At 66.2% G+C, this 24,334-nt stretch carries 20 protein-coding genes, 1 tRNA gene and 2 pseudogenes; 16 read left to right on the top strand and 7 right to left on the bottom strand.

Annotation, left to right across the window (positions count from 1 at the left end):
* Positions 1 to 2: 2 nt before the first annotated feature.
* The 8 genes from fdxH (at position 3) to HMPREF3115_RS32620 (ending at position 7,560) form a co-directional block, all read left to right on the top strand.
* Positions 3 to 917, top strand: coding sequence for a formate dehydrogenase subunit beta (gene fdxH, locus HMPREF3115_RS20170; RefSeq protein ID WP_006415373.1), 915 nt, complete (start codon positions 3 to 5; stop codon positions 915 to 917).
* Positions 914 to 1,540, top strand: coding sequence for a formate dehydrogenase subunit gamma (locus HMPREF3115_RS20165; RefSeq protein ID WP_006399622.1), 627 nt, complete (start codon positions 914 to 916; stop codon positions 1,538 to 1,540). The genes fdxH and HMPREF3115_RS20165 overlap by 4 nt, the downstream gene beginning before the upstream one ends.
* 112 nt (positions 1,541 to 1,652) lie before the next feature.
* Positions 1,653 to 2,588, top strand: a complete 936-nt coding sequence (gene fdhE, locus HMPREF3115_RS20160; RefSeq protein ID WP_175403832.1) for a formate dehydrogenase accessory protein FdhE — start codon at positions 1,653 to 1,655, stop codon at positions 2,586 to 2,588.
* A gap of 139 nt (positions 2,589 to 2,727) precedes the next feature.
* A complete protein-coding gene (selA, locus tag HMPREF3115_RS20155) occupies positions 2,728 to 4,167 on the top strand; it encodes an L-seryl-tRNA(Sec) selenium transferase (RefSeq protein ID WP_070555756.1) in 1,440 nt (479 codons plus the stop codon).
* Positions 4,164 to 6,089 carry a selenocysteine-specific translation elongation factor gene (gene selB / locus HMPREF3115_RS20150; protein WP_070555745.1) on the top strand — a complete coding sequence of 642 codons (1,926 nt, stop codon included), beginning with the start codon at positions 4,164 to 4,166 and terminating at the stop codon, positions 6,087 to 6,089. Before selA ends, selB begins: the two co-directional genes overlap by 4 nt.
* 59 nt (positions 6,090 to 6,148) lie before the next feature.
* Positions 6,149 to 6,244: transfer RNA gene (locus HMPREF3115_RS20145), tRNA-Sec, on the top strand.
* Positions 6,245 to 6,503: 259 nt separating this feature from the next.
* Positions 6,504 to 7,235, top strand: coding sequence for a sugar phosphate isomerase/epimerase family protein (locus HMPREF3115_RS31985; protein WP_223852659.1), 732 nt, complete (start codon positions 6,504 to 6,506; stop codon positions 7,233 to 7,235).
* Positions 7,183 to 7,560 (top strand): hypothetical protein, encoded by a 378-nt coding sequence (locus HMPREF3115_RS32620; RefSeq protein WP_070555743.1) that lies wholly within the window; start codon positions 7,183 to 7,185, stop codon positions 7,558 to 7,560. Before HMPREF3115_RS31985 ends, HMPREF3115_RS32620 begins: the two co-directional genes overlap by 53 nt.
* Before the next feature lie 249 nt (positions 7,561 to 7,809).
* Here the strand turns inward: HMPREF3115_RS32620 and HMPREF3115_RS20130 are convergent, their stop codons facing one another.
* A complete protein-coding gene (locus HMPREF3115_RS20130) occupies positions 7,810 to 8,721 on the bottom strand; it encodes a LysR family transcriptional regulator (RefSeq protein ID WP_070555755.1) in 912 nt (303 codons plus the stop codon).
* 219 nt (positions 8,722 to 8,940) lie between these two features.
* Between HMPREF3115_RS20130 and HMPREF3115_RS20125 the strand changes: the two genes are divergently transcribed.
* The 3 genes from HMPREF3115_RS20125 (at position 8,941) to HMPREF3115_RS20120 (ending at position 12,255) form a co-directional block, all read left to right on the top strand.
* Positions 8,941 to 9,597 (top strand): glutathione S-transferase family protein, encoded by a 657-nt coding sequence (locus HMPREF3115_RS20125; RefSeq protein ID WP_053298783.1) that lies wholly within the window; start codon positions 8,941 to 8,943, stop codon positions 9,595 to 9,597.
* Between the two features lie 494 nt (positions 9,598 to 10,091).
* Positions 10,092 to 10,229, top strand: a complete 138-nt coding sequence (locus HMPREF3115_RS31665; RefSeq protein WP_006403985.1) for a hypothetical protein — start codon at positions 10,092 to 10,094, stop codon at positions 10,227 to 10,229.
* 724 nt (positions 10,230 to 10,953) lie between these two features.
* Positions 10,954 to 12,255: an MFS transporter gene (locus HMPREF3115_RS20120; RefSeq protein WP_070555741.1), complete on the top strand. Its 1,302-nt coding sequence runs from the start codon at positions 10,954 to 10,956 to the stop codon at positions 12,253 to 12,255.
* 252 nt (positions 12,256 to 12,507) lie between these two features.
* On the opposite strand, the pseudogene HMPREF3115_RS29775 reads toward HMPREF3115_RS20120, so the two are convergent.
* Both HMPREF3115_RS29775 and HMPREF3115_RS20110 read right to left on the bottom strand, forming a co-directional pair.
* Positions 12,508 to 13,094, bottom strand: a pseudogene (locus HMPREF3115_RS29775) (ISNCY family transposase); the annotation flags it as partial.
* Between the two features lie 139 nt (positions 13,095 to 13,233).
* On the bottom strand, positions 13,234 to 14,130 hold the full coding sequence (locus HMPREF3115_RS20110) for a helix-turn-helix domain-containing protein (RefSeq protein ID WP_059936397.1): 897 nt from the start codon (positions 14,128 to 14,130) through the stop codon (positions 13,234 to 13,236).
* A gap of 186 nt (positions 14,131 to 14,316) precedes the next feature.
* Here HMPREF3115_RS20110 and HMPREF3115_RS20105 point away from each other — a divergent pair, with 186 nt between their 5' ends.
* The 5 genes from HMPREF3115_RS20105 (at position 14,317) to HMPREF3115_RS20085 (ending at position 19,627) form a co-directional block, all read left to right on the top strand.
* Positions 14,317 to 15,144, top strand: coding sequence for an SDR family NAD(P)-dependent oxidoreductase (locus HMPREF3115_RS20105; protein WP_070555739.1), 828 nt, complete (start codon positions 14,317 to 14,319; stop codon positions 15,142 to 15,144).
* An 89-nt stretch (positions 15,145 to 15,233) separates the two neighbouring features.
* Entirely contained in the window at positions 15,234 to 16,994 is a 1,761-nt protein-coding gene (locus HMPREF3115_RS20100) for an FAD-dependent oxidoreductase (protein WP_070555752.1), read from the top strand.
* A gap of 14 nt (positions 16,995 to 17,008) precedes the next feature.
* A complete protein-coding gene (locus HMPREF3115_RS20095; protein ID WP_006403980.1) occupies positions 17,009 to 17,350 on the top strand; it encodes an NIPSNAP family protein in 342 nt (113 codons plus the stop codon).
* Between the two features lie 32 nt (positions 17,351 to 17,382).
* Positions 17,383 to 18,150 carry an SDR family NAD(P)-dependent oxidoreductase gene (locus HMPREF3115_RS20090; RefSeq protein WP_070555737.1) on the top strand — a complete coding sequence of 256 codons (768 nt, stop codon included), beginning with the start codon at positions 17,383 to 17,385 and terminating at the stop codon, positions 18,148 to 18,150.
* A 100-nt stretch (positions 18,151 to 18,250) separates the two neighbouring features.
* On the top strand, positions 18,251 to 19,627 hold the full coding sequence (locus tag HMPREF3115_RS20085) for an MFS transporter (protein WP_070555735.1): 1,377 nt from the start codon (positions 18,251 to 18,253) through the stop codon (positions 19,625 to 19,627).
* Positions 19,628 to 19,691: 64 nt separating this feature from the next.
* On the opposite strand, the gene HMPREF3115_RS20080 is transcribed toward HMPREF3115_RS20085, so the two are convergent.
* From HMPREF3115_RS20080 to HMPREF3115_RS20065, 4 genes and pseudogenes are all read right to left on the bottom strand, one after another.
* Positions 19,692 to 20,594: an aldo/keto reductase gene (locus HMPREF3115_RS20080; protein ID WP_233632860.1), complete on the bottom strand. Its 903-nt coding sequence runs from the start codon at positions 20,592 to 20,594 to the stop codon at positions 19,692 to 19,694.
* On the bottom strand, positions 20,587 to 22,401 hold the full coding sequence (locus tag HMPREF3115_RS20075; protein WP_070555733.1) for an FAD-binding protein: 1,815 nt from the start codon (positions 22,399 to 22,401) through the stop codon (positions 20,587 to 20,589). Before HMPREF3115_RS20075 ends, HMPREF3115_RS20080 begins: the two co-directional genes overlap by 8 nt.
* 226 nt (positions 22,402 to 22,627) lie before the next feature.
* Entirely contained in the window at positions 22,628 to 23,848 is a 1,221-nt protein-coding gene (locus tag HMPREF3115_RS20070) for a porin (protein ID WP_070555731.1), read from the bottom strand.
* 129 nt (positions 23,849 to 23,977) lie between these two features.
* Positions 23,978 to 24,334 (bottom strand): annotated as a pseudogene (locus HMPREF3115_RS20065) (shikimate dehydrogenase); the annotation flags it as partial.

Here is a 24,334-nt window from a genome sequence, read left to right as displayed (position 1 = left end):
AGATGGCATTGCAATCGCTGGACATCAAGCGCGTATCGGCCACCACGACGCCGCCGCCCACGGCGCGCGAACCGGTGACCGGAAGCGTCGCGAAACTGATCGACGTATCGAAGTGCATCGGCTGCAAGGCATGCCAGACGGCATGCATGGAGTGGAACGACCTGCGCGACGAAATCGGCACCAACGTCGGCGTGTACGACAATCCGGCCGACCTCACCGAGCATTCGTGGACGGTCATGCGGTTCTCCGAATACGAGAACCCGCAAGGCGACCTCGAATGGCTGATCCGCAAGGACGGCTGCATGCACTGCGAGGATCCGGGCTGTCTGAAGGCGTGCCCGTCGCCGGGCGCGATCGTGCAGTACAACAACGGGATCGTCGATTTCCACGAGGAGAACTGCATCGGCTGCGGCTACTGCGTGACCGGCTGCCCGTTCAACGTGCCGCGGATCTCGAAGAAGGATCATCGCGCCTACAAGTGCACGCTCTGTTCGGACCGCGTCGCCGTCGGCCAGGAGCCGGCCTGCGTGAAGACCTGCCCGACCGGCGCGATCGTGTTCGGCACGAAGGAGGACATGAAGCAGCACGCAGCCGAGCGGATCGAGGACCTGAAGGAGCGCGGCTTCGAGCATGCGGGGCTGTACGACCCGCAGGGCGTCGGGGGCACGCACGTGATGTACGTGCTGCACCATGCGGACAAACCGTCGCTGTATCACGGGCTGCCCGACAATCCGTCGATCAGCCCGATGGTGCGGCTGTGGAAGGGCATCGCGAAGCCGCTGGCGGTCGCGGGCCTCGCGCTGACCGCGCTGGCCGGCTTCTTCCACTACGTGCGCGTCGGCCCGAACGAGGTGACCGACGAAGAGGAAGCCGCCGCCCGCGACGAGGCGCGACGCATCAAGGAGGACGCGAAATGAAGCACGACGACCCGAACCTGATCGTCCGCTATACGGCGAACGAGCGCACGAATCACTGGATCACCGCGATCACGTTCGTGCTGCTCGCGCTGTCCGGGCTCGCGCTGTTTCATCCGTCGATGTTCTGGCTGACCGCGCTGTTCGGTGGCGGCCAATGGACGCGGATCCTGCATCCGTTCGTCGGCCTCGTGATGTTCGTGTCGTTCGCGCTGCTCGTCGTGCGGTTCTGGCACCACAATCTGCTCGACGCGGACGACCGGCAATGGATCCGGCAGATCGACGACGTCGTCGCGAACCGCGAGGACCGGCTGCCGCCCGTCGGCCGCTATAACGCCGGCCAGAAGCTGCTATTCTTCACGCTGGTGGCGTGCCTGCTGCTGCTCCTGCTGTCCGGGATCGTGATCTGGCGGCGCTACTTCTCGTTCTACTTCCCGATCGGGGTGATCCGTGCGGCGGCCGTCGTGCATGCGGTGGCGGCATTCGTGCTGATCGCGAGCATCATCGTGCACATTTATGCGGCACTGTGGGTGAAGGGCTCGATCGGCGCGATGGTGCGCGGCACCGTCACGCTGGGCTGGGCGCGCAAGCACCACCCGAAATGGTTCCGTGAAAGCGTGAAGTAGCGCTGGGGAACGGGGTGGTGCGCCGGTCGTTTCGGCAGCGCCGCTCCGTCAGCGGCCGGAATCGCCCGAAAGCGCCGATGCGTCGGCGCTTGTTTTTTTGGAAGACACTTTCGTGACACAACGTATTCTCGAACCGACCGAGATCTCGGCCCTCGATCATTCCGCGATCCCGCGTTTCCGGCTGCCGGAGCGCAACGCCGTGTTTTCCGCGCGCGCGACGCGGCTGCGCAAGCTCGCCGATCTGAACCCGATCGCCGGTTATCTGCGCCTGATGGCGACGGTCGCCGACGCGCAGCACGCGATGCTGCAATCGCAGCACGCGCCGCTGCCGACGTCCGACGCGATCGCGCGCGCGCAGCAGCATTCGATGCCGATCGTGCCGGCGCTCGGTGTCGAGCGCGATCCGCGATGGCGCGCGGTGCTGTACGAACTGCTCGACCGCGTCGAGGGCGCGGGGCTCGTGAACCCGTCGCTCGCGAAGCTGCTCGACCGGCTGCGGCTGATGTCGCCGGCGGAACTCGATGCGCAAGCCGACGCGGTGCTCGCGCTGCGCTTCGCGGAAGTCGATCCGGCCACCGCACCGTTCCTGATGGCGGCGCTGCAGGTCGTGTGGACCGACGTCGCGAGCCGCGTCGCGGCCGCCGACGTGCCGTATCTCGACCAGCCGGGGCTGTGTCCGGTGTGCGGCACGCACCCCGTCGCGAGCGTGATCCGCGTAGGCGGACAGGTCCAGGGCTACCGTTTCCTGCAGTGCGGACTGTGCGCGACCGAGTGGCACATGGTGCGCACCAAATGCTCGAACTGCGATTCGACGAAGGGCATCGCGTATCACGGCGTCGAAGGCGGCAGCGACGCGCTGAAGGCCGAGTCGTGCGACGAGTGCAAGACCTATCGGAAAATCGGCTATCAGGAAAAGGACTACGAGTTCGAACCGCTGGCCGACGATCTCGCGAGCCTCACGCTCGACCTGCTGATGAGCGACGCCGGCTATCGCCGCAGTTCGCCCAATCCGCTGCTGTGGCCCGATCTGTCCCGGGAGGCCGATTGATCGGCCGGCAGCACGGCGCGGTGTCTGCGCTGCGGTCGTCCGTCGCGAAGCGCCGGGCCCCGGCGCGCGTTCGCGCATGCGCGGCCGATTCGCGCGTGCGCCGATGCGCGTCTCTTTGTCGACAAGGAAGCTCCGTCACGTGTCCGATTCCGGTCTGAACGAATTGAATGCGGTGCTCGCGCGCGTGCCGTCGGTCGAGCGCGTGCTGTCGTCTGCGCCGCTGCAGCCGCTGCTCGCCGACTACGGCCGCACGCGCGTGCTGAACGCGGTACGTGCCGAGCTCGGACGTTGGCGCAGCGCCGCCCAGCGTGATCCGGCCGCCGCCGAACCGCTCGACGAGGCGCGCATCGCGGCGGCCGTCGCGCAGACGCTCGCCGCACAGAGCGCGCATGCGTTGCGCACCGTGTTCAACCTGACCGGCACCGTGCTGCACACGAACCTCGGGCGCGCGCTGCTGCCGGACGAAGCGGTGCGCGCGGTGGTCGAAGCGCTGACGCAGCCCGTGACGCTCGAGTTCGATCTCGCGAGCGGGCGCCGCGGCGATCGCGACGACATCGTCGACGCGCTGCTGCGCGAGCTGACCGGCGCGGAGGCGGCCACCGTCGTCAACAACAATGCGGCCGCCGTGCTGCTGACGCTCGCGGCGCTCGCGCCGAAGCGCGAAGTCGTCGTGTCGCGCGGCGAGCTCGTCGAGATCGGCGGCGCGTTCCGCATTCCGGACATCATGAGCCGCGCCGGCGCGAAGCTGCGTGAGGTCGGTACGACGAACCGCACGCATCTGCACGACTATGCGGGCGCGATCGGGCCGCGCACCGCGCTGCTGATGAAGGTGCATTGCAGCAACTACGCGGTCACCGGCTTCACGAAGGAAACCACGCTCGCCGAACTGGCGCCGCTCGCGCGCGCACACGGGCTGCCGGTCGCGGTCGATCTCGGCAGCGGCATGCTCGCCGATCTCGCGCAGTGGGGGCTGCCGCACGAGACGACCGTGCAGGAAACCGTCGCGGCCGGCGCGAATCTCGTCACGTTCAGCGGCGACAAGCTGCTTGGTGGCCCGCAGGCCGGTCTGATCGTCGGCGACCGTGCGCTGATCGACAAACTCCGCAAGCATCCGCTCAAGCGCGCGCTGCGCGTCGGCAAGCTGACCTTGGCCGCGCTCGAACCCGTGCTGCGGCTTTATCAGGCGCCCGAGTTTCTGCAGGAACGGCTGACGACGCTGCGGTTGCTCACGCGCGCGCAGCGCGACATCGCCGACGCGGCCGAGCGCGTGCGCCCGGCCTTGCAGGCCGCGCTCGGCGCCGGCTACGCGGTGGACGTGGAGCCGATGTTCAGCCAGATCGGCAGCGGCGCGCTGCCCGTCGATCAGTTGCCGAGCGCCGGGCTCGTCGTGCGCACGGCAGACGGCAAGCGCAGCGGCCGCGCGCTCGCGCAGCTCGAGAAGCGGTTGCGCGAATGGCCGCGCCCGGTGATCGGCCGCGTCGCCGACAACGCGCTGCGGCTCGATCTGCGCTGCCTCGAAGCCGCGGACGAAGCGGCGTTCGTCGCGCAATGCGCGCGAATTGCGGAGCCCGCTGCATGATCGTCGGCACCGCAGGACACATCGACCACGGCAAGACGACGCTCGTGCGCGCGCTCACCGGCGTCGACACCGATCGTCTGAAGGAAGAGAAGGCACGCGGCATTTCGATCGAGCTCGGCTATGCGTATACGCCGCTCGAGAACGGCGACGTGCTCGGCCTGATCGACGTGCCGGGCCACGAGAAGCTGATTCATACGATGGCCGCCGGCGCGTGCGGAATCGATTTCGCGTTGCTCGTGATTGCCGCCGACGACGGCGTGATGCCGCAGACGCGCGAACACGTCGCCATTCTGCAGTTGCTCGGCGTCGCGCATGGCGCGGTCGCGCTGACGAAGTGCGATCGCGTCGAAGCCGCACGCATCGCGCAGGTGCGCGACGAGATCGACGGCTGGCTGCGCGATTCGACGCTGGCCGGTGCGCCGATCTTCGAGACGCGTGCGACCGTCGCCGACGATCCGGGCGTCGCCGCGCTGAAGCGGCACCTCGCGGACGCCGCGCTTGCCTGGCGCGCACGCCGCGACGACGGGCTGTTCAGGCTTGCTGTCGACCGCGTGTTTACGCTGGCCGGGCAGGGTACCGTCGTGACGGGCACGGCCTTCGCGGGCTGCGTGAAAAATGGCGACACGCTCGCGATCGCGCGCACTGCGCGCGATGTGCGCGTGCGCAGCATCCATGCGCAGAACCGGCCTGTCGACGCCGGTTGCGCGGGCGAGCGTTGCGCGCTGAATCTCGCCGGCATCGACAAGGCCGACATCGAACGCGGCGATACCGTCGCGGACGCGCGGCTGGCTGCGACGTCGCCGCGCGTCGACGTCGAACTGACGCTCGTCGACGATGCCGGCCTGACGCTCACGCACTGGTCGCCGCTGCACGTGCATCTCGGCACGCTGCATCGTGTGGCGCACGTCGCGCTGCTCGACGGCGACACGCTGGCCGCCGGCCAGCGCATGCGCGTGCAGCTCGTATTCGACGAGCCGGTGTTTGCGCTGCCCGGCGACCGCTTCATCGTGCGTAATGCGCAGGCGACGCGTACCGTCGGCGGCGGCCGCGTGCTCGATCCGTTCGGGCCCGCGCGCAAGCGTCGCACGCCGGCGCGCCTTGCGTGGCTCGATGCGCTCGCCGCGTGGCTCGACGCGCGGCGGCTCGAGCCGCTGCTCGCGCAGGCGCCGCTCGGCATCGCGCGCGCGACGCTCACGCATCTGACCGGTTTTGCGCCGGACGTGCTGCCGCTGCCCGACGACGCGCTGTCGGTCGGCCAGCGCGACCGCGCGTCGAACGACGGCACGGTGATCTCGCGCGCGCACTGGCGCGCACTGCAGGCGCGTGCGATCGACACGCTGCGCGCATATCACGAACGCATGCCGGACGAGCAGGGCCTCGATGCGGGGCGGCTGCGACGGATGGCCGTGCCGCTTGCCGGCGATACGCTGTGGCGCGCGCTCGTCGATGCGCTCGTCGACGGCGGCGAGCTCGCGCGTAGCGGGCCGTGGCTGCATCTACCGTCGCATACGGTCAATCTCGACACGCGCGACGAAGTGCTGGCGCAGCAGTTGTTGCCGCTGCTGCATGCGGGCCGTTTCGATCCGCCGTGGGTGCGCGACATGGCGCGCGATACCGGTGTGGCGGAGGACAACGTGCGCACGCTGTTGCGCAAGCTCGCGCGGCGCGGCGACGTGCATCAGGTCGTGCGCGATCTGTTCTATCACGCGGACGTATTGCGCGAACTTGCGCGGCTCGTCGCGCATCTCGTGGATTCGTGCGGCGGCGCCGTCGATGCGGCGACGTTTCGCGACGCGACGGGGCTCGGCCGTAAGCGTGCGATCCAGATTCTCGAGTTCTTCGATCGCGTTGGGTATACTCGCTTCCACCGCGATCTTCACTTCCTGCGTACGGACAGCGGGTGGGCCGGTAGTCACGCATAGGCGGCGGTCGGCCGGTGCGTCGCGCCGGTGGGTTGCGCGGGTTCTTTTCTTTTCTCCGCGGAAGGCATTCGTATCCGGTGGTACGGCCGGGCTTCAAACCCGGTTGGGGGTGTCAGACACTCCCGGGTCAGTTCGACTCTGGCTGCCTTCCGCCATAAGGGCCGTTCGGGCTATTCCGACCTCTTCCGTTGATGTCCTCTAGATCGCTGATTTTAGGCAATAGAGTGAAACCGCTCTCGGCAAGTACGTTACCGATCTGCAAATCGACTCCCTTGTCAACTCGAGCCGCGAACGCAACGGAATTGCAGTACATGCTCAACCACTGAAAAAGAATGGGCAAAAATTGCCGATCGGCGCTATGGCTGGAACTATGTCCCGGTTATCAAGAGGCAGAGTCGGCAGGACGACAAGAGATTGAACGGGTTGGAGGAATTCGGGCCGGTGACGTGGCCCGCCCGGGGCAGGTCTGGGCATGTCGCTGCCCTGCTGTGGGAGATTCGCGCGAAGGCTGACGCACTTGGTCTGTATATCGAGGCTGGGATCGGCAAGATCAATCCCTACTGCAGCGCCGAAGCGCCGGAACTGCGTGCCATTGGGCATGGCGACATCATTGCCGGCTGCGTTCGCATGATCGAGGCTAGCGCGGCGATCGGCTGTCACGAGCTGTGGGTCTCGCCGGGCAACTTCAAGCCAGCTTTTCGAGGTCGTCTGGCAGTCGATCGATTTCGGACCGACGTGACCTGGGACGAGCAACTGCTCGCGATCGAGAAGGTGCTGCACAAGCTTGCCCCGGCCGCGCGCGCGAATGGGACCCACCTGAACATCGAGACCCACGACGAAATTACTTCGTTCGAAATCTTGCGGCTGATCGAGCGCGTAGGCGCCGATTGCACCGGGGTGGTGTTCGATACCGCCAATGTGCTGCAACGCGGCGAGCACCCGGTGTTCGCCGCGCGGCGCCTGGCACCCCATGTGCGTCAGACTCATATCAAGGATGCGTACGTCGCGCGCGCGCCGGGCGGCCTCGATTTCCAGACGCGTCGTTGCGGAGAAGGAATCGTCGATTTCGAGACGATCATTCCGATCCTGGCCGATGCCAATCCGGGGGCTAAATCTGTCGCTCGAAGTCGCCCAGTCGACCGATGACAAGCGGCGCGAAGCCAATCCGCGCCAGTGCATTCAAATCGACGATCCTGTCTGGCGCGCGGGGCACCCGGATCTGGACGCCACCGAGCTGGAAGTCCATTTTGCGATGGTCGACAGCTACGAGGCAAGGATAGCTTCGGGCGAGGTGTGTGACTGGGAGGAATATGAGCGAACCCAATACGGCTATCCCAGTTATCTGCAGCAGTCCTTTGGTTGTGCCGCTGCGGTGTCGTTCATCCAGGATTCAGCGGCGCATATCACGCAAATCTGCGAGCGGCGCGGCATTGAGCTATCGCACCGGGTTGAGCGCGCGTCGGGCGGGTAGGCTACACCCCCGCCGACCCGCGTGAGACGGCACCTGAAATGACGAATTGCGCGGCAATGCAGAGGAGATTCACATGCGGGTCAACCGGAGCATCGTCGGACAGGATCTTGCCGCGATTCTCCATGATCGCGGCGGAATCGAGGCGACGACGCGAGGCCGCTAGAGTTGCAGAGGCTCGCAGGTCGCGTCTCGTTTCGACCCGGTGCGCGCAAAGTCGGAGGCGAGCTGAGCCGCGTTCTCCATGAACTGCTAACCGTCGGTTGTCCTCAATTCCGGCTCCTCAGCGCAGATCGCGGCGAGGAGATCGATGAAGTGCCGCACTCGGGAGGGCATACGTCGCCCAGCAACGGTAACAGCGTTAATCGGAAAAGGCAGTGGCATATACTTATCCAAAATTTGTACAACCTCGCCGGAGGCCAACTCCTCCGTGAACAACCAACTCGCATGGTGGGCGATACCGAGGCCCGCAAGAACCGCACTGCGGACATGTTCGGCGTCGTTGGTGCGGAATGCCCCCGCACCATCGACGGTGACTTGGCGGCCGTCCACATCGAAACCCCATCCGACGACCTCCCCTTGATAGACGTAGCCGATACGCTGGTGGGTGAGGAGTTCGTCTAGTGTCTGTGGCGTGCCGTGTCGGGCAAGATAGCCGGCGGAGGCTATGGTTATCATCCGCATGTCGCCAATGCGCGTGGCGACGAGTGTTGAGTCCGAAAGCCGGCCGATGCGGATTGCGACGTCTATGCGTTCTTCTATAAGGTCAACGTGCCGCCCCGAGACTTCCATTTCGATTGTGACGCCCGGGAAACGATTTCTAAAGTCCGATAGCCGTGGGATAACGAACATTCGCCCGAAGGCCGGTGACACGGTCACGCGAACGAGCCCTGACGGGGCAGACTGCCCCTCAAGGACCGTCTCTTCGGCAAAATCGAGATCGTGAAGAATACGGGATACGGCCTCGTCATAGTCTTGTCCCGCGGGCGTCACAGCAAGAGCGCGGGAATTTCTCGCAAGAAGTTGTGTCCCGAGCCGTGCTTCGAGCGAAGCGACCTGCTTGCTGACTGTCGGCTGGCTGACGTTTAAATCACGTGCCGCCTGCGAAAAGCTCCCGCTTTCGACAACGCGAACGAACATCCGCATTGCGTCTAATTTGTCCACTACTTTCAACTCGCAAAAAAGCACCGGCTTCCCGGCTGACGCTTCGCCAGCTCAACCATGAGTCGCTACAAATCCAAACCGCGGGCGATCGAGCACGACGTCTTATCGATTCTCGGTAAGAATAAGTGGTATTAGGATTTTGTCAATCTCATTCGATCTTGGAATGTATATAGTCCTTTCGTGGCCCGATAGGGGGCGTGAACTGAAAAAGGAAGGGTTATGGCAATCAAGATTTACGGCGATCCCGGATCAGGGAGCCTGCGTCGCGTCACGTCGGCAGCCGCGATCATGGGCATAGACATCGAGCGCGTGTACATCGACCTTTTCAAGGGCGAGAGTCATACGCCGGAATTTCTAAAGCTCAATCCTCATGGGCTGACGCCGGTGATGGTGGACGGCGATGTTGTTCTTTACGAGGCGTCGGCGATCAACATTTACCTTGCCGAAACGGTCGGCTCAGAGTTGCTCGGCACCACTCCTGCTGAGCGCTACCAAATCTTGCAGTGGATGTTCTGGTCGGGGGAGCAATGGAGGATATTCGGTACGCTCACGTTTGATGAACGAATCGGGAAGCGTTTCATGGGCCAGCCCGAAGATGAGAGCATCGTTCGATTGGCCTTCGCCAAGATTCGGGCCGCCGCCGCCGTGCTCGACGCTCACCTGGCGGAGCGGCAATTCATCATTGGCGAGCGCCTTACGCTCGCCGACATAGACATTGCGGCGCCTTTTTCGCAGTCAGCACGCACGAAGGTGCCGTTCTCGGAATTCCCGAACCTTGTGGCGTGGCAACAGCGGCTGCTCGATACCGTTCCCGCTTGGGCAGTGACGAAGCGGGAGGTGGACGAGCGTATGAATGGTGTGCTGGCGGGACAGTGATGCGATCATGTCCGCCCGACTGGGTGGACGATTACCATTCGGAATATTCGGCGTAGATCTCGTCGGATGCTGCAGCGGCGCCACCGGTCCAAGGAGCGCTTTTCCTCATCAGACGCCGCCGATGCAGCGACATGCTGAGTCGGCAGGTTTGTCGTCCTCCATTCGCTCAAATTGCATTGACGCTGGCAGTCAAAACAAGCGGAACGGTCGAATCCTGGGCCCGCTATCGTCCGAAAGGACAGAGCGCTGCGGTCGCGAGAAATTCAATGATCCGTGTCTGGGCAGACGCCACGAGGCGAGACGGGACGGTCGCCAATTGCTGATCATGAAGCCGCAGGGCGTCCTCAATTGCAATCTGCCCTTCTTCAAGCAGGTGCCAATTGTTTTCGGTTTTCCGCGGACGGCGCACTGATGCAGAGCCGCTTCGGCTATTCGGAACGCGGCAAGGTCATGATTTCGGGCGCTCGAGTCCTGTATGAAATGTCGCAGGGCGCGTGTCGTCGTTTCTCCCGTACGAAGCCAGTTACGCGCAGCAGTTCGATTTCAGTGATGCCGTGTTCCCCGGCGTCCTCGGCGAGCTGCTCGAGTTGGCCTTGCTTTTTCTGCTGCTCGGTTTCTTCAATAAGATTTAATTAACCGAGCGGCTTCTGTCCCGCGCCTTGGAAGTTGACGTAGTCGCCGGTCGAACCGTAGGTGCGCATCGGATGTTGAGTCGAGCCGGACACCCCATGACCATCGGACCGTACAGCCTCGCGGACGATTGCGCTCGAACTGTCGTGACGAGGGCGCGCGCGCCGTCGTCAGCGCCGTGCCCCTGAGCGGAATCGCCTCGTGGAGCGATTTTCCGGGTGAGCGCGATGCCGGACGTCAAAGCGCAGGTTAGCACCGGCACGCGGCTGCTTGGCCTGCGCCGAAACGCCGGCGCGGACGTGGTCCCTGGCGGGCGCGAGCATCGAGAACGTCATGCAAATCCCTGAGAAGGGCATCCAATTTATTTATCGCATGGCCACATGAGTGGGCAGCCGGGCTTAGTAGAAAATCGGTCCCGCGACCGGATAACGACGCAGGAGTAACGGGCGCAAACGCTGCCGGGGTATGCGCTTCAGGCACCAAACGCTCCATCGTTCCATGGTTAACCCCTACTTGGCGCGTCACGACTCGCTATCCAGACTCCGGGCTGTTCAGGGCAGCAGATGGCTGAAGCATGTATCGACTGCGCCTCAGCAACCCAACGAACAGTCGCGACACAGCTTGCCACCGACCAGGGCGGTTCGTGGACGCACATGACAGCTCGTGGGCGTTGCTGATTAGTCCGCGCCATGAGGGCGCATTGCAGATACGCACCGGAGACAGAAGATGTTCAAGTGGTACACCGACCTCAGCCAGTCTGAGAAGCGCACGTATTGGGCATGCTTCAGCGGTTGGGGACTCGACGCGATGGACACCCAGATGTACGCACTGGCCATCCCGACCTTGATCGCGCTGTGGGGCATGACGCGCGGCCAAGCCGGCTTCCTCGGCACCACGGTGCTGATTATGGCGTCGCTGGGCGGCTGGATCGCGGGGATACTAGCCGACCGGTATGGACGCGTGCGCGTGCTGCAGATCACGATTCTGTGGTTCTCGGCGTTCACGCTGCTGTCTGCATTCACCGATTCGTTCTGGCAGTTGACGATCACACGCAGTCTACAGGGGCTCGGCTTCGGCGGCGAATGGGCAGTGGGCGCTGTGCTGATCAGCGAGACCATCCGCCCGCCGGTGCGCGGGCGCGTAGTCGGTTCGCTGCAGGCCGGTTGGGCCGTCGGATACGGCGTCGCGGTACTGCTGTCGACACTCGTGTTCAGCACACTGGGGCAGTCGGTCGCGTGGCGTGTGCTCTTCGCGATTGGGCTCGTCCCGACCCTGCTAGTACTGTGGATCCGGCGCTATATGAAAGAGGCGCCCGCATTCACGCGCGCCCGGCTCGCACGCCCCAACGATACGCCGCCCGTATGGGCCGTCTTTGACCGTCCAATCCGCACAACGACTTTTAAGGCGATTCTTCTGACGTTCGGGATTTATGGCGGCAACTACGTCATGATTACGTGGTTGCCAGCGTATCTGAAGCTTGTGTTGCATTTGTCGATCACGAATGTTGGTGGCTATCTCGCGATCAACATTCTCGGCTCGTTCTCGGGCGCTTTCCTGAACGGCTGGATGGCAGACCGTTTCGGACGACGCCACACCTTTGTCGTGATCGCTTGTCTGCAGGCGATTGCGGTTGCGACCTACACACTTGCGCCACTGACGTTGCCCGTCACGCTGCTGCTTGGGTTCGTGCTCGGTACGCTGCAGTCCGGCACCGCAGCGGGCACCGGCGCCTACCTCGCAGAACTGTTCCCCACCCGGATCCGCGCTTCAGCACAAGGGCTCTGCGGCAACGCCGGGCGCGCGATCGGCGCCGTGATGCCAGCCATTGTCGGCGTGGTCAGTGCACACCTTGATCTTGGAGTGGCGATGGGTCTTTGTGCGTGTGCGTCCTATCTGCTTGTTGTGATAGCGGCGCTGTTGCTGCCGGAGACTCGTGGTAAGGATCTGTCTGAGGTCACCCCCAGTACCCACGCGGCAGTGCAGGAGGCTAATTGTGTTTGTGCTCCGGACGCACGAGCCCCGCAGTAATTGCTGTGTTTAGCTACCGACGGGCAAGTGCGGAAGTTCGGCGCGTGAGCAAGGCCGACGCGGCCGGGTGCATACAAACCGGCGCTCGTCCTTCGCGCAACGTTTGTGAATAGCGGACGCCGGCACCGTGGGCGCTCGTGTCATACGGATTCAGATGGCGCAGCGCCGGATAAATACAGATGTCGCACATTTCATTGGCCTTTCCGTTCTTAACGTTGAAGCGCCGAGCCGGAAGCAGCAGGGCGCTTGCGTTCATCCGCGGGCCTTCGCAGACCGCTGCTCAACTCCTGGCTTTGAGGCGACCTCCAGAATCAGCATCTCCATGTCAGCGGCTGTGAAGCGGCGCGGTTTCCTTGTGCCGGGTTGCGCTTCGCCCTCCCGCACCGGAAGCCGTCGATGCGTTCGCGACGGTGCGGTCCCGATCCGCCGGCCGTCGCGCTGCGCCTGAAACGCCTGCGCCACTTGCAACGCGTGACTCAGCCGTTTGTGGTCGACGATCGCACCTTGATCGATCTCCGCCATCCGGTCATAGGACTGGGCTGCCAGTATCTGACCGGCTGCTCGGATCTCGATGCGCCCATCCGGGTATTCCCACACCTCGACGTCCCGATGTATCCACGCCCGATTCCCCGGCGTGTCTCACGCCAGGTCAGCAGCAGATCCAGATCGTCGTCGGATCGCAGCGGCCGGTGCGCATTGAAGTCGCTGCGCGGCCGCTTGGCGAAGCGCGAGTTATACATGGCGATGAAGGAGGGCGCATAAGCATTGGCATCTGCCACGGTACTGATGCCGCGTAAGCGCATCTCCTTCACCAGTCGGTCCTGCAGCGTCAGGTGCGCAGCCACGAAGCCACTGCAAAGCCAAATTGAAGCAGTGTGTTCACGAATCCAGCGAATCCATACATTTAGGCATGCAGAGTCTATTTGTAGAAGCTGGTCAGGAATATGACGTTTGCCGTTGGGCGGTATCGGTCATTCGCTACGAGCCCAGCATCAGGTCGCGATGTGCGGAGGAGCGGAACTCGCCCGGCGTCAGGCCGGTCTGCTTGCGGAAATAGCGGCTGAAGTACGCGCTGTCGACGAAGCCCATTTCGTGTGCGATCTGCTTGACGCTCAGGTTCGAATAGACGAGGTCGCGCTGCGCTTCGCGAATCAGGTGCTCGTTGATGACGGCCGTTGTCGAGATGCCCAGTTCCTCGCGACAGACGCGCGCGAGCTGCGCAGCGGTCACGCCGAGACGCTCCGCGTAGAACTCGACCGGCTGGTGCTCGCGAAAGTGCGCGGCGATCAGCGCGTGGAAGCGCCGCAGCAGCGTGCCGCGCCGGTCGGTGAGCGCATGCGACGGCGCCGCCGCGAGATCGCTCAGGCGTGCGACATGCACGAGCAGCGCGACCAGCAGCGCCATGCCGGCGGCGCCGCGGCCGCGCGACGCGCCGCGGAATTCCTGTTCGAGCAGCGAGAAAAGCGGCATCAGCATCGAGGCGCTCGCGTCCGGCCGCTTGACCGGAATCACCGCGGCGCGCTGCAGCACCGGCAGCACGCCGGGCGCGGCCACCTTCAGCAGTGCGTCCGGCGCACGTTGCGCGACGGTGATCACGAGGCCGTCGATGTCCGGCGAGAACTCGAATGCATGCACCGTCTGTGCGGGCAGCAGCACGAGGCAGGGAGGCGACAACGGGTGCTTTTCGCTCTCGATCACGACATGCCCGCTGCCGTCGCGAATGTACAAAATCTGCAATAGCGCATCGTGCCGATGCGCGGCGATATGCCAGTCGTTGGGCCGGCTGCGCTCCGGGATCCACTCGAAGTTGAACGCATCGTACCAAGGCGGGCGGGCCGATTCGCCATACAGATCGTAGTTAGGGATTCTCCTCATGTCGACTGGCCTCCTGTGTACAAATTGTCCTGTTGCCTGATGCGTTTGTCCAGTTTTCGCGCGTGACGCGCTTCTATACTTTTCTCAGCGGCACGGCCCATGCATCACGTATCGAGGCCGTGGCCAAACCATCCATGCGGATACACCGGAATGTATCCCTATCCATTAGAAAGGATCACGAATCATATGTCGGAGACAAGCAATCACCGGCCGGACTGGCTTCAGCTCGGCGGGCAGGTATGCGTCGTGACGGGTGCGGCGGGCGGCATCGGCGCGTCGATCGCGCAAACGCTGGTGGAGGCCGGCGCACGCGTCGCGCTGCTCGACCGCGAGGCGGACCGTACGATCGCGCTGGCCGAGCGGCTGCGCGGCAGCGGCGGCGACGTCGTCGCGATCGCATGCGACATCGGCGACTGCGCGAGCATCGCGCAGGCAGTCGAACACGTGCAGCGCGATCTCGGTGCGGCGAACGTGCTCGTCAACAATGCGGGGCTGTTGCGTGCCGGCGGCATCGAGACGATCGACCTCGACGCATGGAACGCGATGCTGCAGGTCAACCTCACCGGCTACATGCTGTGCTCGCAGGCGTTCGGCCGCGCGATGCTCGCGCGCGGCGCGGGCGCGATCGTGCACGTCGCGTCGATCGCCGCGCGCCATCCGCAGACGCACAGCGGCGCGTACAGCGCGAGCAAGGCTGCTGTCGCGATGCTGGCGCGCCAGCTCGCGGCCGAATGGGGGCCGCGCGGCATCCGCAGCAATACCGTGTGCCCCGGCATGATCCGCACGCCGCTGTCCGAGTCGTTCTATGCGGACGGCGACATCGAGGCGCGCCGCAGCGCGATGACCGCCAGCCGGCGCATCGGTCGTCCCGACGACATCGCGAACGTCGTCGCGTTTCTCGCCAGCCCGCGCGCGGCCTATGTGAACGGTGCGGAGCTGGTCGTCGACGGCGGCCTCGACGCGATGCTGATGGACCTGGTTCCGCGGCCCGGCTACGAAGCCGGCGCGAAGTAATTCAACGACATGGCGCATGCCGGACACCAGTCCGCCCGCGAATGCGCGGCGCGGTCGAGCGGCACGGCCATCGGAAGGAGGAGAACACGATGAGCGATCAGCAGCGCTCCACCCAGCTCACCTGCGACCTGCTTGTGATCGGATCGGGAGCAGGCGGCCTGTCCACCGCGATTACCGCGCGCAAGGCGGGACTCGACGTCATCGTCTTCGAGAAGGAAGCGTGCTTCGGCGGCACGACGGCATTTTCCGGCGGCGTGCTGTGGATTCCCGGCAATCGCCATGCGTTGGCGAACGGCGTGCGCGACACGCGCGAGGCCGCGCGTACCTATCTGCGTGGCGAAGCGGGCACGTTCTACGACGACGACGCGATCGAGGCCTTTCTCGAACACGGCCCGGCGATGCTCGACTTCTTCGAGCGCGAAACCGACGTGAAATTCGTCCCGACGCTTTATCCCGACTATCACCCGAACCTGCCGGGCGGCGTCGACATCGGTCGCTCGGTGGTTGCCGCGCCGTTCGATGCACGCGGGCTGGGGCGCGATCTCGAGCGCCTGCGCCCGCCGCTGAAGACCATCACGTTCATCGGCATGATGTTCAATTCGTCGAACGCGGATCTCCGGCATTTCTTCAATGCGACACGCTCGCTGAAGTCGGCGTGGTACGTGACGAAGCGGCTCGCGTCGCATCTAAAGGATCTCGCGCTGTATCGCCGCGGCGTGCAGGTCACGAGCGGCAATGCCCTCGCCGCACGGCTCGCCAAATCGGCGTTGGACCTCGGCATCCCGATCCTCACGAACGCCGCTGCGCGCGAGCTCGCGATGCGCGACGGTCGGATCGTCGGCGCGACGGTCGATGTCGACGGCGTGCCGACCCACGTCGTTGCGCGGCGGGCGGTCGTGCTCGCATGCGGCGGCTTCTCGCACGACGTCGAGCGCATTGCCCGCGCGTATCCGCATGTCGCGCGCGGCGGCGAGCACGTGTCGCCGGTGCCAGCCGGCAATACCGGCGACGGCGCGAAGCTGGCCGAGCGCGCTGGCGGCCGCGTCGAGATTCGCTATCCGCAGCCGGCCGCATGGATGCCGGTGTCGCGCGTGCCGCTCGGCGACGGGCGCTTCGGCGTGTTTCCGCATCTGCTCGACCGCTACAAGCCGGGCGTGATCGGCGTCACCCGGCGCGGCACGCGTTTCACCAACGAATCGAATTCCTACCACGACGTCGGCGCCGCGATGATCGACGCGTGTCGCGACGACGCCGAGACGGCGATGTGGCTCGTCTGCGATCACGCGACGATCCGCAAGTACGGGCTCGGCTTTGCGAAGCCCGCGCCGGTGCCGCTCGGGCCGCTGCTGCGCAACGGCTATCTGGTCAAGGGCAACACGCTCGCCGAACTCGCGCAGCGGGCCGGCATCGATGCCGCGAATCTCGCGGCCACCGTGCGCCGTTACAACGAAGCGGCCGCGCGCGGCGAGGACCCGGCGTTCGGCCGCGGCACGACGTCGTTCAACCGCTATCTCGGCGATCCGGACCATCGTCCGAACCCGTGCGTGGCGCCGCTCGGCGACGGCCCGTACTACGCGCTGAAGGTGCTGATGGGCGATCTCGGCACATTCGACGGGATTCGCACCAACGTGCCCGGACAGGTGCTGGCGGCCGACGACCGGCCGATCGCCGGCCTCTACGCGGTCGGCAACGACCGCGCCAGCATCATGGGCGGCAACTATCCCGGTGCGGGCATCACGCTAGGGCCGATCATGACGTTCGGCTACCTGACCGCCCGCCACATCGCCGGCATCGCCGACCCGACGCCCGCCGCCGCCGAATTGCCCGCCGCCGCGCGCGCGACGGCCTGACTCCGGAGTTCACCATGTCTGACTCGAAAGCCTTCGTCGACCATCGCATCTACACGATCCGCCCGCGCGGGATGGCGGAATTCCTCGAGATCTTCGACCGGCTCGCGATGCCGATCCAGGTCAAGTATCTCGGCCCGCCGGTCGGCTTCTACATGAGCGACATCGGCGCGCTGAACCAGGTGGTCCACCTGTGGGGCTACGACAGCATCGCCGACTACGACGCGCGCCGCACCGCGCGCGACGCCGACCCGGAATGGCCCGCCTATCTGCAGGCATCCGGCCATCTGATCGTCGCGCAGGAAAGCCGCATCGTCCGCCGCGTCGATTTCCCGAGCCTCGCCTATCTGACGCGCTGACCACGGCGCGATCGACAAAAACAGGAGACGACATGAGCAACCTGCGTGTGGCGATCGTCACGGGCGGCGCCGACGGTATCGGCTGGGCCTGCGCAACGCGGCTCGCCGACGACGGCTATCGTGTCGCGATCGCCGACCTGGACGGCGAGCGCGCGGCGCAACGGGCAGCGGAACTTGGCGGCGGCCACGTCGGCGTGCGCGTCGACGTGGCCAGCGAGGACCACGTGGTTGCGTTGATGCGCACCGTCGCCGAGCGCTTCGGCCGGATCGACGTGCTGGTCAACAATGCGGGAATCGGCGAGCAGAACGCGCCGACGCTCGAGCAATCGGCGACGGCCTTCGACCGGCTGCTGGCCGTGCATGTGCGCGGCACGTTTCTCGCGAGCCGCGAGGCGGCGCGCGTGATGCTCGCGCGACGGTCCGGCGCGATCGTCAATCTCGGCTCGATTGCCGGCCAGAGCGGGATTCCGATGCGCAACGCGTACGGCGCCGCGAAGGCCGCGATCGCGTCGCTGACGCGCTCGATGGCATGCGAGTGGGCGCGCGCAGGCGTGCGCGTCAACGCGGTCGCACCCGGCTACGTGGCGACCGAACTGGTCGATACGCTGGCGCGCAACGGGCAGTTGAACCGCGCGGCGATCGAACGCCGCACGCCGCTCGGGCGGCTGGCCGAGCCGGACGAGATCGCACGCGCGATCGCGTTCCTCGCATCGGATGCGGCGAGTTACATCACCGGCACCGTGCTGAACGTCGACGGCGGCTGGCATGCATACGGCGCTGCACAGGCAGCACCGGACTGAGCGTCACCGTCGATGCCGACGCGCGACCGATAACGAAATACGGAGACCCCCGTGCGCAAGCGACGCAGACGCGCTGCGCACGGATCATAGGAGACAGACGATGACAACTTCCCAGCGTACGCTCAACGTGCAGTCGTTCATCGACGCCGAGCGTTTTTCCCCTTGCCAGTGGCTGATCCTGATCCTGTGCTTTCTGGTGGTGGCCGCCGACGGCTATGACACCGCCGCGATCGGCTTCATTGCGCCGGCGCTGGTCCAGGACTGGGGCATTGCGCGCAGCGCGCTCGGCCCGGTGATGAGCGCGGCGCTGGCCGGGCTCGGCATCGGCGCGCTCGCTGCCGGCCCGTGTGCCGACCGGCTCGGTCGCAAGACCGTGCTGGTGCTGTCGGTGGCATGCTTCGGCGCGTGGAGTCTCGTGTCGGCGCATGCGCAATCGATCGGCATGCTGACGGCGTTTCGCTTCCTGACCGGCCTGGGCCTCGGCGCGGCGATGCCGAACGCGGTCACGCTGATGTCGGAATATGCACCGGCGCGGATTCGCGGCGTCGCGGTCAATGCGATGTTCTGCGGGTTCTCGTGCGGGCTCGCGGTCGGCGGCATCACGTCGGCATGGCTGATTCCGCACTTCGGCTGGCAGAGCGTGCTGAGCGCCGGCGGGATCGGTCCGATCGTGCTCGCCATCGCGCTGGCAATGCTGCTGCCGGAGTCCGCGCAGTATCTCGCCGTGCGACAGGGCACGCATGAGCGCATCGCGCGGATCCTCGCGCGGATCGCGCCGCGCGCGCGTTTCGACGGCTGTACGTTCGTCGCCGCCGAAGCGCGCGCGGAGACGGGCGGCGGTGCATCCGCGCTCGCGCAGGTGCTGTCGGGCCGGTTCCGCACGCGCACGCTGCTGCTGTGGGCCGCCTATTTCATGGGACTGCTGATCTATTACCTGCTCACCAACTGGATGCCGACGCTGTTTCGCGATGCGGGCTTCGACACCGAGCACGGCGCGCTGATGACGTCGCTGTTTCCGCTCGGCGGCGTGCTCGGCAATCTGTGCGCCGGCTGGCTGATGGACCGCTTCAATCCGAACCGGACGATCGTCTGCGCGTATGTCGTGGCCGGCGCGCTGGTGCTCGTGGTGAGCCGCACGATCGGGCACGCCGCATCGCTCGGCACGCTGATCTTCCTGTGCGGCACCGTGGTGACGAGTGCGGTGACGTCGATGTCCGCGTATGCGGCCAGTCTCTATCCGACGCGCTGCCGCGCGACCGGCGTCGCGTGGATGCTCGGTATCGGCCGGATCGGCGGTGTGGTCGGCGCGTTCGTCGGTGCGATGCTGATGGGGCTCGGCTGGCGCTTCGGCGACGTGTTCAGCCTGCTCGCGGTGCCGGCGCTCGCGGCGGCCGGCGCACTGTACATGATCGGCGGCCGCCGGGCAGAGGGCGCGGAGCAGGATCGCACCGCGGGGTCGGCGGTGCAGCAGCACTGAGCGGCCGCGATGCGCCGGCGTCCGCGCATCGCAGCTGTTGCCGCGATCGACACGCGCGCCGGCGTTACCCCGCGGGATCCCACTGCGGCGCGAACGCCGGGCTCACGAGCCGCTGATCCTTCGGCAGCCCGGCAATCATTGCACGATCGTGGTCGTCCAGTTCGACGTCGAGCGACGCGAGATTGGCGAGCTGGTTGTCCTTCCCGGCCGCCTTTGGCACCGCGGCCACATTCGGCTGGTCGAGCAGCCATTTGAGCGCGACCTGCGTCGGCAGCACGCGATGCTTGTCGGCGATCCGCTGCAGTTCCGGAATCGTCGACACGCGGTTGCGCGCGAGCGGGCTGTACGCGATCAGCGCCATGTCGTGCTGTTCGGCAAACTGCAGCAGCCGGGTCTGGCCGAGCAGCACGTGATATTCGACCTGCATCGCGGCCAGCGGCGCCTGCATCACGTCGACGACCTCGTGCAGCAGCGCGAGCGGAAAGTTCGCGACCCCGATCGCACGGGCGCGGCCCTGTTCCCTGAACGACACGAGCGTGTCGATCGTTTCCGCGAGATTCCAGTCGGGTGCCGGCCAGTGGATTAGGAACAGGTCGACGTAGTCGGTGCGCAGCGCGCGCAACGTGTTGTCGAACGATTGCCGCATGCGCCCGGGGCTCAGCTGGTCCCACCAGACCTTGCTCGTCACGTGGATCTGCTCGCGCGGGACGGCCGAGGCGGCGATCGCATTGCCGACTGCCGCTTCGTTGTCGTATGCGGCGGCGGTGTCGACATGCCGATAGCCCGATTCGAGCGCGCTTGCGACGGCGCGCGTGCACGTGTCGCCGAGCATCGGCCAGGTGCCGAGGCCCAGTTTCGGCAGGTTCAGCGAATGGCGGTTGACGATGCGTTGCATCTGCGGTTCCTCCTCGATGATGGGGGCGGCCATCGCATTATGGCAGGCCGTGCGCGCCGGTTCGTCAGTCATGTGCGTCGGCGCACACGGGCCGGTGCGGCGCCGCGGACGATGCGTCGCCTGCCGTAGAACCGCTTGCCGCAGGATCGCCCGCCGCCACCTCTCCATGCGCAGCGAACTTCGCGATGCGCCAGCCGAACACGATGGCCGGCCCGAGCGTCGTGCCGGGGCCGGGGTAGGTGCCGCGGAAGATCGACGCGAGATCGTTGCCGCACGCGAACAGGCCGGGGATCACGCGCCCGTCGGCATCGAGCACCTCGCCGTTCGCGGTGCCGCTCAGGCCCGCGCTGCACGCGAGATCGGCGGGCCATACGGTCACTGCGTAGTACGGCCCCGCGCCAATCGGCCGGATGCACGGATTCGGCTGTTGCGCCGGGTCGCCGTTGAAGCGGCTCATCGGGCTGCTGCCGCGCCGGAACGCGGGGTCCTTGCCGTCCGCGGCGTCACGGTTGTAAGTCTCGACGGTACGCGCGAGACCGGCGGCGTCCACCTGCAGCTTCGCGGCTAGCTCGGCCAGCGTCGCGCCTTTCACCAGGTAGCCGGCGCGTTCGAACTCGGCGATGCGGGCCGCGCTACGCGCGGGCATCAGCAGGCCGAGGCCGTACGTATGGATGAACGCATCGTCGACGATCAGGTGGGCCGGCACGCTCGGCCCGTTGCCGTCGTCGTGCAACATCCCCATCACGAAGTCGTGGTACGAGTTCGACTCGTTGACGAAGCGTTCGCCGCGACGGTTGACCGCGATCAGGCCGGGCTTCGCGCGATCGAGGATGATATGCGGCCATACGCTGTCGCCGCCGGAGTCGGTGGCCGATGCACGGCGGATCGAGCACGGCATCCACAGTCCGGGGCTGTCGCCGCCGTCCTCGACACGTGCGCCGACGCGTTGCGCGCGATCGACGCCGTCGCCGGTATGGGTGTCCGGCGACAGCGACAGCGGCTGCGCGGCGGCCGGGAACAACTGCCGGCGCAGCGCTGGATGACGCGTGATGCCGCCGGTCGCGAGCACCACGCCGCGCCGCGCGCCGATTCGCCTGCGGCCACCGTCCGGCGTCGCGACGATCGCGCCGACGACGCGGCCATTCTCGCGCACGAGTTCGAGCAGCGGCGTGTCGAAGCGCACGTCGACACGCCGCTTGAGCAGGCTGTAGTAAAGCCGTGCGGCCAGCGCGTTGCCCATCACGAGTTGAGTGCCGCGCGCAAAGCGCAATCGGTCGAGCGCATAGCGGCCGACAACGGCGAGCGTGCGCCTGAAGTTCGCTGCCGACGCGAACGGCGCGAGCAGCGCGTTCAGGTCGTTGCGCGCGACCATCATCCCGCCCAGCCCCATGAATTCCTTGCGCGGCGGCCGCACACGCGCGAAGGCGCGGCCGAGCACGCGTGCGTCGAACGGCGCGGGCACGAGCGCACGGCCGCCGTAGGCGGCGCCGGGCCCGTTCACGTAATCGGGATGCGCGGCGGCGGCGATGAATTTCACGTCGCTGATGCGCGCCAGTTCGTCGATGGCGGCCGGGCCGCTTTGCAGGAAGGCTTCACGCGCGTCGTCGCCGCCGCGCGCGCCGACTACCGACTGCAGAAAGCGCCGCGCATCCTCGACGCTGTCGGGTACGCCCGCCTCGACGCTCAGGCGCGTGCCCGGCACCCACGTCGTGCCGCCCGACGTGGCCGTGATGCCGCCCACGGCAGCGGTCTTTTCGCACACGAGGACGGCCAGCCCCTCGTGATCCGCGACCAGCGCGGCAGTCATGCCCGCTGCGCCCGCGCCGAATACCAGCAGATCCACTTCTTCGTCCCAGCGCTGTTCGACGACCGCACCCATGTCCACGTCTCCTTCGTTCCGTGCCGCCGCGCATGCCGATTCGACGCGTGGCGGACGATGTCTTGATGATTGTGGAATGTTATTCCAATTAATATGAAAGTGGAATAGTGTTCTAAAAAGTGTGCAATTGAGCGGGCCACCTGCGTTCCGTCGCGGGACCAAACGGAGACGCCCGCATGCGCGGGCGTTGAAGCGTCAAAGCGTCGAACGACGCCGGCGCCGCCGTTCAGAACCGGTGCACGATGCCGACGCCGGCCGCGAACTGGCTGCGCGTCGACGACGGCGCCGCGTTGAAGCCGTCGCCGAGCGTCGCGGTCGCGGCGATGATCTGGCCGCTGCCGTTCGTGCCGAGTGTGGTGCCGTTCGCGCGCTGGTACGCCTCGAGCGCATAGAGTCCGGTGCACTTCGACAACGCGTAGTACTGCGACAGGTTGAACTGCTGATACTGCGCGGCGCTCGTAATGCCGTTGGCCTTGGTCGCGCGCGTGAAGCTGTAGCCCGCGCTGAGATCCCAGGCGGTGCCCGGCTTCCAGTGCAGCACGATACCGCCGGTATTGAAGATCGCCGTCTGCGCGAACTTCGAGCCGGCGCCCGGGATGTACTGCACGTTCGAATAGGTCGCCGACACGTCCCATGCATTGTTGAACGCGTAGCTCGCACCGACCGCGAAGCGCTGTTGCGCCTGCGCCGTCTGATAGCCGTTCGTGAGCGCGGACACGCCCGCCTGCGCGCCGTTGTTCGAGGTCGTCGAATTCGCGCCGAACGCGCCGCCGCCGGGTGTCGAGTTGTTGATCCGCGAGAAGCCGACCGCCATCCCGAGCGGGCCGTTCGCGTACTGGATCGCGGTGGTCCAGGTCGAACCGGCGTTCATGCTGCCCGCGACGCCGCCGAGCGAATACGAGCCGCCGAACGTGAAGCCGTAGAGTTTCGGCGACGTGTATTCGATCGTATTGTTCGCGTGATAGATCGTATCGAGCCCGTCGATGTCGCCCGGATGCGCGCCGAAGAAGCCGGTCAGCCAGTTGGTCGGACTGTACGGAGAAAGGAGCTGGTAGTAGGACGCGTACTGGCGGCCGAACGTCAGCGACCCATACGCGGGGTTCGTGAAGCCGACCCACGCCTGGCGGCCGAACATCGCGTCGGTGTACTGCTGCGCACCATTCGCGGAGTTGAGGCCCGACTCGAGCACGAACACGGCCTTCGTGCCGGCGCCGAGATCTTCCGAGCCCTTGACGCCGAAGCGGCTGCCGGCCCACACGCCGGTCACCATCTTGACCGACGCATGGCCGCCGGCGGTGGAGCCGAGCGTCGTCTGGCTGCTCTGGTAGGCGATGCCGTTGTCGACGACGCCATAGAGCGTGATGCTCGACTGCGCGAACGCAGGCGAGGCGGCGAGCAGTGCGGCGCCGGCCGCGAGCGCGCGGCGGGCGGTACGACGATGTTTCATCGGGTGTCTCCTGATTGTTGTGGCGATACGGGGGCGGCGGCGCGGCGCGCCGCCGTCGTACAGCGGAAGCGGGTCAGCGGCGCGCGCGGTGTCCGGGCGGGCTCATGCGCGCGCAGATCGCGCGCGCGTTCATGCGGAGGGCTCCGTCAGGAACGCGACCATGCGGTCGCACACGCGCGCGAACATCTGTGTGCCGGTGACGGTGCGGCAGCCGCGTGCGCGCGCCGCTTCGATGAAGGGCGTCAATGGCGGCTTCGTGACGACGTCGCCGACGAACGTGGTGGCCGGCACGCGCGACACGTCGATAGGCAGTGGATCGTCCGCGCGCATACCCATCGGCGACGCATCGACGATCACGTCGAACGCCTCGGGCGCGACGTCCTCAGTGGCGATGCACACCGCGCCGCGCTGCAATGCGGCGAGCCGTCCGACGAGTGCGCCGGCGCGCACGGCGTCGTTGTCGCGCACGTCGACAGACGCGGCGCC

It is taken from the genome of Burkholderia sp. HMSC10F09 (genome assembly GCF_001806955.1).
Lineage (GTDB): Bacteria > Pseudomonadota > Gammaproteobacteria > Burkholderiales > Burkholderiaceae > Burkholderia > Burkholderia multivorans.
This window is presented reverse-complemented; position numbering and strand designations above follow the sequence as displayed.

What these genes read in the sequence shown, in the direction of transcription:
- fdxH (WP_006415373.1), top strand. Translation starts at nt 3, where the DNA reads ATGGCATTGCAATCGCTGGACATCAAGCGCGTATCGGCCACCACGACG.
- HMPREF3115_RS20165 (WP_006399622.1), top strand. Translation starts at nt 914, where the DNA reads ATGAAGCACGACGACCCGAACCTGATCGTCCGCTATACGGCGAACGAG.
- selB (WP_070555745.1), top strand. Translation starts at nt 4,164, where the DNA reads ATGATCGTCGGCACCGCAGGACACATCGACCACGGCAAGACGACGCTC.
- HMPREF3115_RS32620 (WP_070555743.1), top strand. Translation starts at nt 7,183, where the DNA reads ATGCCAATCCGGGGGCTAAATCTGTCGCTCGAAGTCGCCCAGTCGACC.
- HMPREF3115_RS20125 (WP_053298783.1), top strand. Translation starts at nt 8,941, where the DNA reads ATGGCAATCAAGATTTACGGCGATCCCGGATCAGGGAGCCTGCGTCGC.
- HMPREF3115_RS20120 (WP_070555741.1), top strand. Translation starts at nt 10,954, where the DNA reads ATGTTCAAGTGGTACACCGACCTCAGCCAGTCTGAGAAGCGCACGTAT.
- HMPREF3115_RS20110 (WP_059936397.1), bottom strand. Translation starts at nt 14,130, where the DNA reads ATGAGGAGAATCCCTAACTACGATCTGTATGGCGAATCGGCCCGCCCG.
- HMPREF3115_RS20105 (WP_070555739.1), top strand. Translation starts at nt 14,317, where the DNA reads ATGTCGGAGACAAGCAATCACCGGCCGGACTGGCTTCAGCTCGGCGGG.
- HMPREF3115_RS20100 (WP_070555752.1), top strand. Translation starts at nt 15,234, where the DNA reads ATGAGCGATCAGCAGCGCTCCACCCAGCTCACCTGCGACCTGCTTGTG.
- HMPREF3115_RS20095 (WP_006403980.1), top strand. Translation starts at nt 17,009, where the DNA reads ATGTCTGACTCGAAAGCCTTCGTCGACCATCGCATCTACACGATCCGC.
- HMPREF3115_RS20090 (WP_070555737.1), top strand. Translation starts at nt 17,383, where the DNA reads ATGAGCAACCTGCGTGTGGCGATCGTCACGGGCGGCGCCGACGGTATC.
- HMPREF3115_RS20085 (WP_070555735.1), top strand. Translation starts at nt 18,251, where the DNA reads ATGACAACTTCCCAGCGTACGCTCAACGTGCAGTCGTTCATCGACGCC.
- HMPREF3115_RS20080 (WP_233632860.1), bottom strand. Translation starts at nt 20,594, where the DNA reads ATGACTGACGAACCGGCGCGCACGGCCTGCCATAATGCGATGGCCGCC.
- HMPREF3115_RS20075 (WP_070555733.1), bottom strand. Translation starts at nt 22,401, where the DNA reads ATGGGTGCGGTCGTCGAACAGCGCTGGGACGAAGAAGTGGATCTGCTG.
- HMPREF3115_RS20070 (WP_070555731.1), bottom strand. Translation starts at nt 23,848, where the DNA reads ATGAAACATCGTCGTACCGCCCGCCGCGCGCTCGCGGCCGGCGCCGCA.